The organism is Aquabacterium sp. (assembly GCF_035476535.1).
Lineage (GTDB): Bacteria > Pseudomonadota > Gammaproteobacteria > Burkholderiales > Burkholderiaceae_C > Pseudaquabacterium.
Genome location: NZ_DATILJ010000217.1, coordinates 1 through 14,290, shown reverse-complemented (window position 1 = coordinate 14,290; position 14,290 = coordinate 1). Strand labels below are relative to the sequence as shown.

At 69.0% G+C, this 14,290-nt stretch carries 15 protein-coding genes; 7 read left to right on the top strand and 8 right to left on the bottom strand.

What is annotated here, in order from left to right; translation table 11 throughout:
* Both VLK61_RS21365 and VLK61_RS21360 read right to left on the bottom strand, forming a co-directional pair.
* Positions 1 to 879 (bottom strand): NAD(P)-dependent oxidoreductase (locus VLK61_RS21365; RefSeq protein WP_325423713.1); only part of this gene is annotated, 879 nt, incomplete at its 3' end.
* A gap of 16 nt (positions 880 to 895) precedes the next feature.
* Positions 896 to 1,657 (bottom strand): glucose 1-dehydrogenase, encoded by a 762-nt coding sequence (locus tag VLK61_RS21360; protein WP_325423711.1) that lies wholly within the window; start codon positions 1,655 to 1,657, stop codon positions 896 to 898.
* A gap of 164 nt (positions 1,658 to 1,821) precedes the next feature.
* On the opposite strand from VLK61_RS21360, the gene VLK61_RS21355 reads away from it, so the two are divergent.
* Entirely contained in the window at positions 1,822 to 2,775 is a 954-nt protein-coding gene (locus tag VLK61_RS21355) for a 2-hydroxyacid dehydrogenase (RefSeq protein WP_325423709.1), read from the top strand.
* Between the two features lie 14 nt (positions 2,776 to 2,789).
* Positions 2,790 to 3,854, top strand: a complete 1,065-nt coding sequence (locus VLK61_RS21350) for an L-idonate 5-dehydrogenase (RefSeq protein ID WP_325423707.1) — start codon at positions 2,790 to 2,792, stop codon at positions 3,852 to 3,854.
* On the opposite strand, the gene VLK61_RS21345 is transcribed toward VLK61_RS21350, so the two are convergent.
* Positions 3,855 to 4,865 carry a LacI family DNA-binding transcriptional regulator gene (locus tag VLK61_RS21345; protein ID WP_325423705.1) on the bottom strand — a complete coding sequence of 337 codons (1,011 nt, stop codon included), beginning with the start codon at positions 4,863 to 4,865 and terminating at the stop codon, positions 3,855 to 3,857.
* Between the two features lie 315 nt (positions 4,866 to 5,180).
* Here VLK61_RS21345 and VLK61_RS21340 point away from each other — a divergent pair, with 315 nt between their 5' ends.
* A complete protein-coding gene (locus VLK61_RS21340) occupies positions 5,181 to 6,038 on the top strand; it encodes an intradiol ring-cleavage dioxygenase (RefSeq protein WP_325423703.1) in 858 nt (285 codons plus the stop codon).
* 131 nt (positions 6,039 to 6,169) lie between these two features.
* Here the strand turns inward: VLK61_RS21340 and VLK61_RS21335 are convergent, their stop codons facing one another.
* A complete protein-coding gene (locus VLK61_RS21335; protein ID WP_325423701.1) occupies positions 6,170 to 6,499 on the bottom strand; it encodes a hypothetical protein in 330 nt (109 codons plus the stop codon).
* A gap of 232 nt (positions 6,500 to 6,731) precedes the next feature.
* Here VLK61_RS21335 and VLK61_RS21330 point away from each other — a divergent pair, with 232 nt between their 5' ends.
* On the top strand, positions 6,732 to 7,001 hold the full coding sequence (locus tag VLK61_RS21330; protein ID WP_325423699.1) for a hypothetical protein: 270 nt from the start codon (positions 6,732 to 6,734) through the stop codon (positions 6,999 to 7,001).
* A gap of 109 nt (positions 7,002 to 7,110) precedes the next feature.
* On the opposite strand, the gene VLK61_RS21325 is transcribed toward VLK61_RS21330, so the two are convergent.
* From VLK61_RS21325 to VLK61_RS21315, 3 genes are read right to left on the bottom strand one after another with little or no spacing between them, the layout of a single operon-like run.
* A complete protein-coding gene (locus VLK61_RS21325) occupies positions 7,111 to 8,196 on the bottom strand; it encodes an SH3 domain-containing C40 family peptidase (protein ID WP_325423697.1) in 1,086 nt (361 codons plus the stop codon).
* Between the two features lie 54 nt (positions 8,197 to 8,250).
* Entirely contained in the window at positions 8,251 to 9,240 is a 990-nt protein-coding gene (locus VLK61_RS21320; protein WP_325423695.1) for a hypothetical protein, read from the bottom strand.
* A 3-nt stretch (positions 9,241 to 9,243) separates the two neighbouring features.
* On the bottom strand, positions 9,244 to 9,570 hold the full coding sequence (locus VLK61_RS21315; protein WP_325423693.1) for a hypothetical protein: 327 nt from the start codon (positions 9,568 to 9,570) through the stop codon (positions 9,244 to 9,246).
* A gap of 261 nt (positions 9,571 to 9,831) precedes the next feature.
* On the opposite strand from VLK61_RS21315, the gene VLK61_RS21310 reads away from it, so the two are divergent.
* Positions 9,832 to 10,629, top strand: coding sequence for an alpha/beta fold hydrolase (locus tag VLK61_RS21310; protein ID WP_325423691.1), 798 nt, complete (start codon positions 9,832 to 9,834; stop codon positions 10,627 to 10,629).
* Positions 10,630 to 10,641: 12 nt separating this feature from the next.
* On the opposite strand, the gene VLK61_RS21305 is transcribed toward VLK61_RS21310, so the two are convergent.
* On the bottom strand, positions 10,642 to 11,133 hold the full coding sequence (locus VLK61_RS21305; protein ID WP_325423689.1) for a MarR family winged helix-turn-helix transcriptional regulator: 492 nt from the start codon (positions 11,131 to 11,133) through the stop codon (positions 10,642 to 10,644).
* 103 nt (positions 11,134 to 11,236) lie between these two features.
* On the opposite strand from VLK61_RS21305, the gene VLK61_RS21300 reads away from it, so the two are divergent.
* A complete protein-coding gene (locus tag VLK61_RS21300) occupies positions 11,237 to 13,378 on the top strand; it encodes an indolepyruvate ferredoxin oxidoreductase subunit alpha (protein WP_325423687.1) in 2,142 nt (713 codons plus the stop codon).
* Between the two features lie 11 nt (positions 13,379 to 13,389).
* The coding region (locus VLK61_RS21295; protein WP_325423685.1) for an indolepyruvate oxidoreductase subunit beta family protein at positions 13,390 to 14,290 on the top strand (901 nt) is incomplete at its 3' end.

The window sequence follows — 14,290 nt, the reverse complement described above, 5'->3', positions numbered from 1 at the left end:
GCGGTAGCCCTCGAACTGCCGCATCATCGCCACCGTGTCCTCGGGCCCCAGTCCGGCGGCGACGAAGGCGCGGTGCAGCTCGGCGACCGCGCCGGTCAGCGGCAGCGGCAGGCGCTGCGATTGCGAGAAGGCCTGCACGGCTTCCAGGTCCTTGAGCATGTTGTCGATGCGGCCGGTGGGCGTGAGGTCGCGCGCGGCCATTTTCGGGCCGAACTCCTGCAGGATGCGGCTGTCGGCCCGGCCGCCGGACAGCGCGTGGGCGATGCGCCCGGCATCGACACCACCGGCTTCGGCCAGGCGGACGGCCTCGGCCACTGCCTGGAAGGTGATCGCGCACAGCAGCTGGTTCACCAGCTTGGTGGTTTGGCCCGCGCCGTTCCCGCCCATGCGGGTGTAGTTGGCGCACAGGTCGTCCATCACGGCGCGCGCGTGTTCCACGTCGCGCACGCTGCCGCCGGCCATCACCGTCAGCTGGCCGATCAGCGCCTTCGGGGCGCCGCCGGACAGCGGGGCGTCGACCCAGCCCATGCCCGTCTCGTCGCGCAGCCGCTGCGCCAGCGTGCGGGTGGTGGCCGGGTCGATCGACGACATGTCGATCAGCAGCCGTTCGGGCGTGGCACTGCGACAGATGCCGCCGTCGCCGAACACGGCCTGGCCGACGATGGCCGCCGCGTTGAGGCTGGTGATCACGAAGTCGGCGGCCGCCGCGGCCTGCGCGGGTGTGGCGGCTCGCCGCGCGCCGACGACGGCCTCGGCCTTGGCGGCGTCGATGTCGAACACCGTGACGGCATGGCCGCGGTCGATCAGCCGCCGCGCGATGGCCGAGCCCATGATGCCGGTGCCGATGACGGCGATGCGTTGTGGGCCGAGTGCGTTCATCGCAGTTCCTGGGGTGTCACAGGCTGGACGTGATGCCGCCGTCGACATAGAGCACGTGCCCGTTGACGAAACTGGCGGCATCGGAAGCCAGGAAGATCGCCGCGCCGGCCAGTTCACTCACATCGCCCCAGCGGCCCGCGGGCGTGCGCTTGCTCAGCCACGCGGTGAAGGCTTCGTCGTTCACCAGCGCCTGCGTCAGCTCGGTCTTGAAGTAGCCCGGGCCGAGGCCGTTGACCTGGATGCCATAAGGTCCAAGATCGATGGCCATGCCCTTGGTCAGCATCTTCACCGCGCCCTTGGTCGCGGCGTAGGGCGCGATGCCGGGCCGGCCGAGCTCGCTCTGCACCGAGCAGACATTGATGATGCGGCCGCGGCGGCGCTCGATCATGCGCTGCGCGACGGCCTGGCCGACGAGGAACACGCTGTCGAGGTTGGTGGCATTGAGCCGCCGCCAGGCCTCCAGCGGGAACTCCGCGAACGGCGAGCGGTGCTGCATGCCGGCGTTGTTGACCAGGATGTCGATGGCGCCGAACGATGACTCGATGTGCGCGATGCCGGCCGTCACCGCCGCGGGGTCGGTGACGTCGAAGGCCGCGGCATGCACGGTGTAGCCGCGCTGCTGCAAGGCCTGGCGCGCGTCGGCCAGGCGATCGGCATCCCGCGCATTCAGCACCAGCGTGGCGCCGGCCGAGCCCAGTGCTTCGGCGAGCGCGAAGCCGATGCCCTTGCTGGAGCCGGTGATCAAGGCCATGCGGCCGCTCAAGTCGAAGAGTTTCACGGTCGGTCAGTCCTGCGGATGGAAGGATGCACGTTACCGGTACCTTGTTGATTCGTCAACTGGCCGCGCGAGTTCTCCGGGTTGTCCGGTATGACTTGCCTTGCCAGCACTTCGCTTCGAGTTTATAGTTACCGGTACCATATTTGCTGCTGCGGAGTGCCCTGATGACAGCCCCCGATGACCGTCCCCATGTGTTGATGACCGGGCCCTACCCCGAGTGGGACATGGCCGCGCTGCAGCCGCACTACACACTGCATCGCCTGTGGGAGGCCGAGGACCGCGCGGCGTTCATCGCCCGGCACGCACCGTCGATTCGCGCCATCGCCACGCGTGGCGAGCTGGGGGCGAACGCCGAGCTGATCGGCGCGCTGCCGCAGCTGGCCTTGATCGCCTGTTATGGCGTGGGCACCGATGCGATCGACCTGGCGGCCGCGCGCGACCGCGGCATCCGCGTCACCAACACGCCCGATGTGCTGACCGGCGACGTTGCCGACCTGGCGGTCGGCCTGGCGCTGGGGCTGATGCGGCGCATCCCGGCAGCCGATGCCTACGTGCGCTCCGGCGCCTGGGCGCAGGGCAACATGGGGCTGGTGACGCGGCTGTACGGCAAGCGGGTGGGCATCGTCGGCTTTGGCCGCATCGGGGTCACGCTGGCGCACCGGTTGACCGGCTTCGACGTCGAGATCGGCTACCACGACGTCGCGGCGCGTGCAGACAGCCCGCAACGCTTCTTCGCCGACCTGGCCGCGCTGGCGGACTGGAGCGATCTGCTGGTGGTCACGCTGGCCGGCGGCCCCGCCACCAAGGGCATCGTGAATGCCGATGTGCTGCGGGCCCTGGGGCCGAACGGCTTCCTCGTCAATGTGTCGCGTGGCAGCACGGTCGACGAGCCGGCGCTGATCGATGCCCTGCAGCACAAGACGATCGCCGGCGCCGCGCTGGATGTGTTCTGGAACGAGCCGAACATCGATGCGCGCTGGCTCGGGCTCGACAATGTGCTGCTGCAGCCGCACCATGCCAGCGGCACGGTGGAAACCCGGCGTGCGATGGGCCAGCTGGTGCGCGACAACCTGCAGGCATTTTTCACTGGCCAGCCGCTGCTCACGCCGGTGGCCTGAACGGAGACAAGACGATGAAATGGCGATGCATGTGCCTGGTGATCCATGCCCCGGAAGACCTGCGGCTGACCGAACAGGCAGTGAGCGATCCGGGTCCGGGCCAGGTGATCGTGAAGGTGGGCATGGGCGGCATCTGCGGCTCGGACCTGCACTACTTCAACCACGGCGGCTTCGGCACCGTGCGGCTGCAGGAGCCGATGGTGCTGGGCCACGAGGTGGCCGGCACGGTGGCGGCGGTGGGCGAGGGCGTCACGGCGGTGAAGCCCGGCGATCGCGTGGCGGTGAACCCCAGCCGGCCTTGCGGCGCCTGCGGCTACTGCCTGGAAGGCCTGCCGAACCAGTGCCTGGACATGCGTTTCTATGGCAGCGCGATGCGCATGCCGCATGTGCAGGGCGCGTTCCGCGACCACCTGCTGTGCGAGGCGGTGCAATGCGTGCCGGTGGCGCCCGGCGTGCCGATGCAGCTGGCCGCGCTGGCCGAGCCCTTCTCGGTCGGGCTGCACGCTGTCTCGCGCGCCGGCTCGCTGCTGGGCAAGCGGGTGCTGGTCAGCGGCTGCGGTCCGATCGGCGTGCTGGCCATCGCGGCCGCGCGTGTGCACGGCGCGGCGGAGATCGTCGCCACCGATGTGGTGGATCAGCCGCTGGTCGTTGCGCGGGCGATGGGTGCCAAGCGCACGATCAACGTCGCGACCGAGACGCAATGGGTGGCCGAGTACAGCGCGAACAAGGGCAGCTTCGACGTGATGCTCGAATGCTCGGGCAACCAGCGGGCGCTGCGCGACGGCCTGGAGGTGATGCGCCCGCGCGGCACCGTGGTGCAGCTGGGCCTGGGCGGCGATGTGTCGATTCCGCAGAACATGGTGGTGGCCAAGGAGCTGTCGATCTGCGGTTCGTTCCGCTTCCACCATGAGTTCGCGCTGGCGGTGCGGCTGATCAACGAAGGCCGCATCGACCTGTCGCCGGTGATCACGCGGGCCTTCCCGATGGCCCAAGCCAGCGAAGCCTTTGCCCTGGCCGGCGACCGCCAGCGTGCGATGAAGGTGCTGATCGATTTCAGCGCCGAGGCGCAGGCCGCCTGATCAGGTGCTCTCCCGCTCCTCGACACGGAACGGGATCAGCACCGTCTCGGCCGGCAGGCGCTGGTCTTCGCGCGCGGCATCGATCGCGCGCATCAGCAACTCGCCGGCCGCGCGGCCGATGCCCACGCAATCCAGCGCCACCGTCGTCAGGCGCGGGTGGCAGTTGCGCGCCACCTCGAAATCGCCGAAGCCGGCAATCGCGATGCGGCCGGGCACCTTCCAGCCGCGGCGCTGGCATTCGGCCAGCGCACCGAAGGCCGACAGGTCGGAGACGCAGACCGCCGCATCGACATCCGGCCACTGCTTGATCAGCTGCACCACGGCCTCCGCGCCCTGGCTCATTGAGATCGGCGGCTGGCCGAAGGAGATCACCCGGCCGGCCGGCAGCCCCAGCGCCTTGATGGCCTCGGCATACCCGCGGCGGCGGTCCGCGCCGCGTGTATCGCGATTGGAGGTGCCGCCGATGAACGCGATGCGCCGGTAGCCCTTGCCGTGCAGGTGCCGCACCAGCGCCGCGCTGGCCTCGGCATTGGAGAAGCCCACCACATGCTCGATCGGCTCGGCCGGCAGGTCCCAGGTCTCGACCACCGGGATGCCGGCCGATTGCAGCATCGCGCGCGCGGACGGCGTGTGCTTGCCGCCGGTCAGGATGATGCCTTCGGGCCGCCGCATCAGCAGCGACTTGAGCAGCTGTTCCTCGTTCTCGGTGCGGTAGTCGGAATAGGCCAGCAGCAGCTGCAGGCCGCTGCCTTCGATCGCCGCGGTGATGCCCTGCGCCGTCTCCGAGAAGTTGGAGTTGTTCAGCGAGGGGATCACCGCCGCCACGAAGCCCGAGCGCTTGCTGGAGAAGGTGCGCGCGGTCTGGTCGATCACGTAGCCCATCTCGTCGCAGGCGGCGAGGATGCGCTGGCGCAGCTCTTCCGAGGTGGCCCGGTCGTTCTGCGAGGTGCGGTTCAGCGCCCGCGAGACCGTCATCTTCGACACGCCGACGCGTGCCGCGATGTCGGCCATCGTGACGTGCCGCTTGGTCGTGACAGTGGCGGTCGCGGCAGCGGCGGGCTTGGGAGGCGTGGAGCGAGCCAAGGGACGGTGGGTCCTGCGGTGAGGGTGAGGGGATGTTATCGGCGGCCGATATTCGGTACCGGTAACTATAGCGGTACCGACGCCGCCGCCAGCAACAAGCAACAAGGATGTCTGCCACGACACAAAACGGCTATCTCCTTGACAGACCCGATCGGCAGCATGTGCCGATGCCAAGCCCGCCACCGGGCCAGGCACGCCGCGGACAGCGTCCGTTTCGCCACTGACCAGCAAGGAAAGCCCTCGATGCACCACGATCACCATGACGACCCCGGCCTGCGCGCCGACCTGGAGCGCATGCTCGAGTTGGAGCGCCGCCGCCGCGCGCTGCGCACGCTGGCCGGCTTCACGGCCGTGGCGGGGCTGCCCTTCCTTGGCAATGCAGTGTCCGCCGCACCCGGCCGGGGACGGCCATCGCCTTCGCCAAGCCCGTCGCCCGCACCGAGCCCGTCGAGCGCCTGCAGCACCATCCCCAGCGAAACCGCCGGCCCGTATCCGGGCGATGGCACCAACAGCAGCAACGGCAGCCTGGTCAACGTGCTGACCCAGTCGGGCATCGTGCGCAGCGACATCCGCAGCAGCTTCGGCAGCATGTCCGGCGTGGCCGCCGGCGTGCCGTTGACGGTGACGCTCAAGCTCGTCAACACCGCATCGGTGTGCACCACGCTCAACGGCTATGCCGTCTACCTGTGGCATTGCGACCGCGACGGCAACTACTCGCTGTACACCGTGCCGGCGCAGAACTACCTGCGCGGCGTGCAGGTCACCGACAGCCTCGGCAGCGTCACCTTCACCACCATCTTCCCGGGCTGTTACAGCGGCCGCTGGCCGCACATGCACTTCGAGATCTACCCTAGCCTGAGCGTGGCCACGACCGGCGTCAACGACGTCAAGACCTCGCAGCTGGCGTTGCCCGCCGCCGTGTGCAGCGAGGTCTATGCCGGCGCCACCGGCTACAGCAAGAGCGTCACCGCGCTGAAGGGGGTGTCGCTGTCGTCCGACGGCGTGTTCGGCAACGACAGCGCGGCGCTGCAGATGGCCACCGTCACCGGCAGCCTGAGCGCCGGCTACGCCGCGACGCTGACGGTCGGCATCTCGGCCTGAGAGAGCCCCCAGGCCGACGACATACGTCGTCCGCCCCCGAGGGGGTTGAGTCAAGTGGCAGAGCCCCATTGACTCAAGAGCCGGCCTGACAACCGGCGCAAAGCCGGGTCCCGCAGGATCCGGCCGCCGACTCAGCGGGATACCGGTGGCCGCCCCATTGGCGCGCTCGCGCCGCCGGGCGGCCCGTCCGGGCGCGCCGCCAGCGTGCTGCCTTGCAGCTGGCAGGTGCCCGACATGGTTTCACCGCCCCGGCCCTTGAAGCTGACCTTCACGCCGGCGGTCTTGCCGGTGCAGGCCGTGATGGCCTCCGGCGGTGGGCCCGGCGGCGGGCCGTTCGGTGGTCCACCACGCGATCCGGCCTGGGTGGCCGAATCCGTCGGCGGCGCCGCGATGGCCGGGGCCTGAACGGCGGTGAGCAGCACTGACAGTGGCAGGGCGCTGGCGAAACGAAGTGTGCGCATGCAAAGAGTCCTCATCGTGGTGGCGGGCAGTCTAGGCCGCGGCTGTGTGGCGGATATGGCCGCTCTTTGTCGAGTTCGACACCCTGCGGCCGAAAGGCCAGGCGCAGCGGGCCAGGCCCTGCGCACGAGACGCGCCACCGCAGCCCAGAGCGGATAAGTTCACTGGCCTGCGCGCGTGTGCCAGCAACCGAGACGCGCGACCATCCGGACGGTGCTGACAGGAGACCGCAGCATGAGCCTCGCCGACAACATGCGCGCCGCCGTGAAGGTGGCGACGAAGATCCGCGATGCGGTACCCAACTCGTCGAACACCGCGTGGACTAGCAGCCCGGTGATCAGCACGGGCGGCGTTGCACCCCAGACAACGGGTTGGATGCCGTCGATCTACCCCTGGGACCGCGCTGTGTATGCCGCGCATGAGTACAGGGGTTACCGGGGCGCGCTGCGCGATGCCGCGAAACGGCCTCACCAGCTTACCTGTCGCTTGCTGCATCAGATGTAGGTTCGCCGAGCTTGATCGACCGATGCTGTCTGGCCGGAGCGAGGGGGGGCGGGCTATCGGTTCCGCTGGCTGACTGCCGGTGTCCGCCAGCGGACTTGGCGCGGCCGCGTCAAACCTTGTTTACCAGCAATGCGAAAACGCCGCCCGCGTCGCTGAGGTGGCCGCTGTCAGTCTTCGGATAGCGCGTCACGCTGACCGAGTCCGACACGTTGCCGCCAATGGCATACACCGCGTCGGCATGGATGGCGACGATGACATCGGTGTGGCTCTTGAACGCGTCGGACGCTGCGGCCTGCTCGAAACTGATGGCGCCCTCGCGCGAACGCGCGACCAGGTCGCCCAGTTGCGGCTTGTGCTCGAACAGCCGGAAGCCATGGAACGGAGCGCCTGCCTGGCCGGCCTTGATGATGGCGTCGTGGATGTACTTCGAGTGGCTCGCCGCGAACTTGAACGGCTTGTAGCCGGCGTGGCTGGCGGCGGCCTGCCGGACCATGAAGGAGATGGCCGCCGCGGACCAGGGAATGTCATCGCGACCGTCGTGCGGCAGCTTGATAGCGGCCCACATCTCGCCAATCATCTTGAAGAAGGGATCGACGGTCTCCTTGCCCTGCCCGAACTTGAAGCGCTCCCATTGCCGGACCGCCTCGGCCACCAGCGATTCCCGTGCGGCTTCGACCGGAACGCGCAGGCTGGGCGTGCCGATGCCGTTCGAGTCGTCGATGAGCGCCTTGACGAAGCCCCGCTCGCTGCCGTCCGGCACTTGCACGGGCCACCAGCCGCTTTGCTGGTCGCCGATGAGCTCGACCGGCTGGCCCAGCGACAAGGTGCGCAGCACATTGGCCGAGGAAGAGGCGGACGGCGTGGACCGCAGGTTCAGCGCCTTCAGGTTGACGTGGCGGCGCGCCGCCAATGCGGTGGGCACAGCGGGTGCGGCGGGCGCGGCGGCTGCCGTGCCGGACGAGGCCTTGGCCGTCGACTTGGTCGTCTTGGCGGCAGCCCCCGCCGGGGCGCTTGCAGCCGTTGCACCAATGGGCGCTGCGGCCGCGGCCTTGATCGTGGTCGGGCGCTCGAACTTCAGCACGCACATGTCGGCCTTGTTGGGATCCGGGTCGCAGCCCTGGACGGTGAAGCCCTCGGCCTCGAATCGCGCGCGGAACTCGTCGCAGCGGGTGCAGGGGACGGTGAAGGTTTCCATGGTCGATCCTTTCTGGGTGCCGGCCGATGGTGAGGCCGGACTGGGTGTCGCGGATCAGGAGGTGGCGGCGAGCTTGCAGACCTTCGCCTTGTGGATGCCCAGGGCCGCCGTGCGCGGGTCTTCGTCGCCATTGCGCAGCCGCAGCAGCCTGGCGTAGCGCCCTAGTCGGTCCTTGGCATCGACTCCCTTGCGGATCTCTGCGGCGTCGCTGGCGGAAGCCAGCACACCCAGTTCGTCAGCGTTGCTCACGACGCTGTCGAATTTGGTGTCCGGCACCTTCGACGCGCAGCTGAAGATGTCCAAGGCGAGCTGGTTGTGCACGGCTTCCCGGCTGTTGAACTCTGCGACATTGCTGACGGCCTTCTGCGCTTCTCGCGTGAAGGTTCCGCGGATGACGGGGTCGATGGCCAGTTGCACCGCGGCGGCGCCCGTCGCGAAATACTGCGTGACGCCGGCGTTCAGCTTCGGATCGCCCTCCTTGCTGCGTGCCGTGGCGCCGCTGTCCAAGGAGGCGAGCACGGACGGCTGGCAGGTTTTCGAAACCGGGACCCAGGCCGCTTCCTTGCGCCGGTAGCCGAAGACGAAGGAAGTGGGCACGACCGTGTTCTCCGCGAAGCCCAGCTTGATGCCGAGGGTCGTCCCGGTGGCGAAGAGCAAGGGAGGATGGTCGCGTGCATCGCCGCAGTTGTCTGACGCCGGCATGCCCGGGGACGCACCCAGCACGACCGTTGCGGCCTCGCCGCCGGCGAAGACCTGCTGCACTTCACGCAGCATGCCGGAGCCGGTCGCGTGGAAGTAGCCGGTGACCGGATAGACGTGGCCATTGTCGAATCGCGGGCCGAAGTAGCCCTCCACCCGGTCGTGCGCGACGCTGATGCCTGCCGGCGTGGCGTCGACATCGAGCACGCTGAACGAGGTCTTGGTGACAAACACGGCATCTTTCGTCGCGCAGCCGGTGAGGCCCAGCAGGGCCATCGCGCACAGTCCAAGGCCAAGACGGATGGCGGGATGCGCGCCGGTGGACGCGAATGGGTGGCGGATCATCGTTCACTCCTCCTTGGGTGGTTGTTCCTCGCGCATCACGCGGCGCAGCGTGGTCCGGGAAATGGCGCTGTCGTTCCTCATCGCGGCGATGGTCGTGTCCGAGTAGCCGAGGGTGAGCTGCGCGCCCGCTGCGTGGCCGCGCGTCACCGTCAGGCCGAGCGAGCGAAGGCGCACGGCGTCGGCGCCGATGTCCTGGTGCGCAGGCGGCAGCGTCAGCACCATGAAACCCGCGATGTGCCGCGTGCCGTCAGGGTCGACGACCACATGCGCGCAGCCCGTCAGCAAGGCCAATAGCGGGGTCATCGCGATCAGGCTGAGCCATCGACGCATCCTTGTCTCCCACGCTTGAATGCGGCGGACTGTGGCATTGGTCTTTCGGTCCGTCGTCATGCGACTTGATGACGATGCAAGGTCAGTCGTCCGGCATGCCCGTCCTTCTTTCTACTCGCACTGCACGCCTTCTGCGTCCTCGAGTCGAGGGTCATCGGCCAGGGAGTCGATGCCACCGATACCCGTGACTCTGGATCAGTTGACACCTTAATCAATGAAAAGTAATGTGTTGATCTCATTCCGTTCCGCCCGAAGGCCGACATGCCCCTCATCCGCCGCGCCTTCGCCGAGCTCTCCACCGGCCAGCTCCACTTCGCACACTGCGGCGATGCGGCGGCGCCGGCCGTGCTGCTGCTGCACCAGACGCCGCGCAGCTGGCGCGAGTACCGCGAGGTCCTGCCGCTGCTCGGCGAGCACTTCCACGCGCTGGCGATGGACACACCCGGCTTCGGTGACTCGGCGCCGCTGCGTGACGCGGCCAGCATCGAAGCCTGGGCCGCGCTGGCGGTGGAATTGCTGGACGCGCTGGCCATCCCGCGGGCCCATGTGGTGGGCCATCACACCGGCGGCGTGATCGCGCTGCAGCTGGCGGCGGCGCACCCGGCGCGCGTGGCCTCGCTGGTGCTGTCGTCGACGCCCTTCGTCAACGAAGCGCTGCGCCGCGCGCGGCGCGAGCGCCCACCCATCGATGCAGTGGCGCCCAGCGACGACGGCACGCACCTGGCCGCGCTGTGGCAGCGCCGCCAGGCGTTTTATCCGCTGGGCCGGCCGGACCTGCTGGCAGCTTTTGTCGCTGACGCGCTCAAGGTCTCGGGCGATGTCGAAGGCGGCCACCGCGCCGTGGCTGCGTACCGCATGGAAGACCACATCGGCCGCGTGACGCAGCCGACGCTGCTGATCCATGCGGTTGACGATCCGTTCGCCTCGCCGCATGTGCCCGAGCTGCAGGCGCATCTGCCGCAGGCGCGTGTGGTCGACATCCCGGGTGGCGGCGTGCCGCTGCCGGATCAGCTGCCGCAGGCCTTTGCGCAGGCCGTGCTCGGCTTCCTGCGCGCGTAGACGGCGGCCGCTTCAGTCCTCGTCGTCGTCGGCGTCTTCCGGCGCCTCCGCGGCGGGCGCGCGGTGCAGTTCGACGATGCTGCGCAAGGTCGACTTCAGGTCTTCCGCGCGCTGCAGGCCGAAGGGTTCCAGCACGCGCTGCTCGTGCTCGCGGGCCAGCGGGATCAGCCGCGACACCAGGCGGCTGCCGGTGGGCGTGATGCGCACCAGCGTGATGCGCCTGTCCCCGTCTTTCTCCAGCCGCTCGACATGGCCCTTGGCCTCCATGCGGTCGAGCAGGCGCGTGGCCGTGGGCTGCTTGATGGTGGTGATCTGCGCGATGCGGCCGATGCTCATCGGCTCGTTGCCGGCCAGCGTGGCCAGCACCCGCCATTCGGAGACGCTGAAGCCGTGCGCGGTGACCACGCGGTGGAACTCGCCGGAGATCAGCTGGCTGGCTTGCGCCAGCAGCGCCGGCAGGTAGTCGTCGACGAAGTGGGCCGCTTCCCGCCGGTTCTTTTGCATCGTGCCATTGTGCCCGCGGCCCGATTTTTGCGAGACGGTTGACGTATGACTTTTCATATGTTCAACTCTAAACCATTCCAGCGCACATTCCGCAAGAGGCACGATGGCTGAACGTTCATTCGTCGAGGAAGTGAAGAAGCTGCGGCTCGGCGCCGGCGCGGTGTTCCGCGGCGAAGGCATCCTGGCGGTGACCAAGGCGCTGCTGGAATCCGGCGTGGCCTACGTCGCCGGCTACCAGGGCTCGCCGATCTCGCACCTGATGGACGTGCTGGCCGATGCGCAGGACATCCTGGCCGAGCACGGCATCCGCTTCGAGAACAGCGCCAGCGAGGCCACGGCCGCGGCCACGCTGGCGGCCTCGGTGAACTATCCGCTGCGCGGCGCCGTGACCTTCAAGTCCACCGTCGGCACCAACGTCGCGTCGGACGCGCTGGCCAACCTGGCCTCGGGCGGCGTCACCGGCGGCGCGCTGATCGTCGTCGGTGAAGACTACGGCGAAGGCTCGTCGATCATGCAGGAGCGCAGCCACGCCTTCGCGATGAAGTCGCAGATCTGGCTGCTCGACCCGCGGCCCAACCTGCCGTCCATCGTGCAGGCGGTGAAGCAGGGCTTTGCGCTGTCCGAAGCCAGCCACACGCCGGTGATGCTGCAGCTGCGCGTGCGCGCCTGCCACGTGCACGGCGAGTTCATCGCAGCCGACAACCTGAAGCCGGCCTTCACCGTGCGCGACGCGCTGGACAGCCCGCAGCGCGACGTCAGCCGCATCGTGCTGCCGCCGGCCAGCTTCGTGCACGAGCAGGAGAAGGTGAATGAGCGTTGGCCGGCCGCGGTGCGCTTCATCGAAGCGCAGGGCCTGAACGAGTTTTTCTCGGCGCATGCCGACGACATCGGCATCGTCGTGCAGGGCGGCAGCTACAACACGCTGCTGCGCGCGCTGTCGCAGCTGGGCGTGGCTGACATCTACGGCAACAGCCGCCTGCCGCTGTACGTGATGAACGTGGCCTACCCGGTGATCGACAGCGAAGTGCTGCGCTTCTGCGAGGGCAAGCGGGCCGTGCTGATGATCGAAGAGGGCCAGCCCAACTTCATCGAGCAGAACATCGCGACGATCCTGCGCCGCGCCGGCTGCAGCACCACGCTGCACGGCAAGGACATGCTGCCGGTGGCGGGCGAATACACGGCGGCTGAACTGCTGAAGGGCGCACGGGCCTTCCTGGAACACTACTGCCGCATCGAGCCGGCCGCGCCGCCCGCGGCGCGGCGCGCTGCGGTGATCCCGCTGCAGCCGATCACACAAAGCGTCAATGCCCGGCCGCCTGGCTTCTGTACTGGCTGCCCGGAGCGGCCGATCTTCACCGCGATGAAGCTGGTCGAGCGGGAACTGGGGCCGCACCATGTCAGCGCCGACATCGGCTGCCATCTGTTCTCGATCCTGCCGCCGTTCAACCTGGGCAACACGACCATGGGCTACGGCCTGGGCGGCGCCGGCGCGGCGGCGCTGAATGCGTCAGACGGCAAACGCGCCATCAGCGTGATGGGCGACGGCGGCTTCTGGCACAACGGCCTGACCAGCGGCGTGGCCAATGCGGTGTTCAACCGCAGCGACAACCTGACGATCGTCGTCGACAACAGCTACACCTCGGCCACCGGCGGCCAGGACCTGCTCTCGTCCGTGGCGCACAACGACACGCGTAGCACCGGCCATGCCATTGAAGCGGCGGTGCGCGGTGTCGGCGTGAAGTGGGTGCGCACGGTGCGCCGCACCTACGACCTGGCTGCCATGCGCGATGCGCTGAAAGAAGCGCTGACCACCCGCGAGAAAGGCCCCAAGGTGCTGATCGCGCAGAGCGAATGCATGCTCAACAAGCAGCGCCGCGAGAAGCCGCTGCAACGCCAGGCGGTGGCCGCCGGCCGGCGCGTGGTGCGTGAACGTTTCGGCGTCGATGCCGACACCTGCACCGGCGACCATTCCTGCATCCGCCTGTCGGGCTGCCCCTCGCTGTCGATCAAGCCGAATCCCGATCCGCTGCGCACCGACCCGGTGGCCACGGTGCTCGATTCCTGCGTCGGCTGCGGCTTGTGCGGCGAGGTGTCGCACGCCGCGGTGCTGTGCCCGTCGTTCTATAAGGCGCAGATCGTCAGCAACCCGACGCGCTGGGACCGGCTGCGCCAGCGCGTGCGGGCCGCGGTGATCGGCCACCTGCAACAGCGTGATGCGCAGCGGCGCGCGCGCTACGCCTTCTGATGATGAATCCGATGTCAGGCACTCAACCCATCAAGATCGCGATCCTCGCGATGGGCGGCGAGGGCGGCGGCGTGCTCGCCGACTGGATTGTCGACCTCGGCGAAGCCAACGGCCACATCGCGCAGACCACCTCGGTGCCCGGCGTTGCGCAGCGCACCGGCGCGACGATCTACTACGTCGAGCTGTACCCCCAGGCCCGCGCCGAAAGCGACGGCGGCACGCCGGTGCTGGCGCTGATGCCGCTGCCGGGCGATGTCGACGTGGTGATGGCCTCCGAGCTGATGGAAGCCGGCCGCGCGGTGCAGCGAGGGCTGGTCACGCCCGATCGCACCACGCTGGTGGCTTCCACGCACCGCGTCTACTCGATCGCCGAGAAGATCGCGATGGGCGACGGCCGTGCGGACAGCGACCAGCTCATCGCCCATGCGCGGGCCGCGGCCCGGCGCTTTGTGCGCTTCGACATGGCGCAGGCCGCCGACGAGGCTGGCAGCGTGATCAGCGCGGTGCTGTTCGGCGCCCTGGCCGGCACCAGCGTGCTGCCGTTCTCGCGCAGCCAGTTCGAAGCCACGATCACGCGCGGCGGTGTCGGCGTGAAGCCCAGCCTGAAGGCCTTTGCCGCAGGTTATGCGCGTGCCGATGCCGACACCGAGGCGGCCACCACGGTGGTGGCGCTGAGCGCGTCGGCGGCCGGCGTGGCGCCGGCGACCCCCGCGCCGCGCGATGAAGCGGTGCGTGCGCTGCTGGAGCGCATCGTCCGGCAGTTCCCGGCCAGCGCCAGCACGGTGCTGACCGAAGGCGTGCGCCGCCTGATCGACTACCAGGACCCGGCCTATGCCGCGCTGTACCTCGACCGCCTGGCCGCGGTGGCGCAGCTGCCCGCAGCCGACAGCGAGCCGCTGCTGCTGCAGGAAA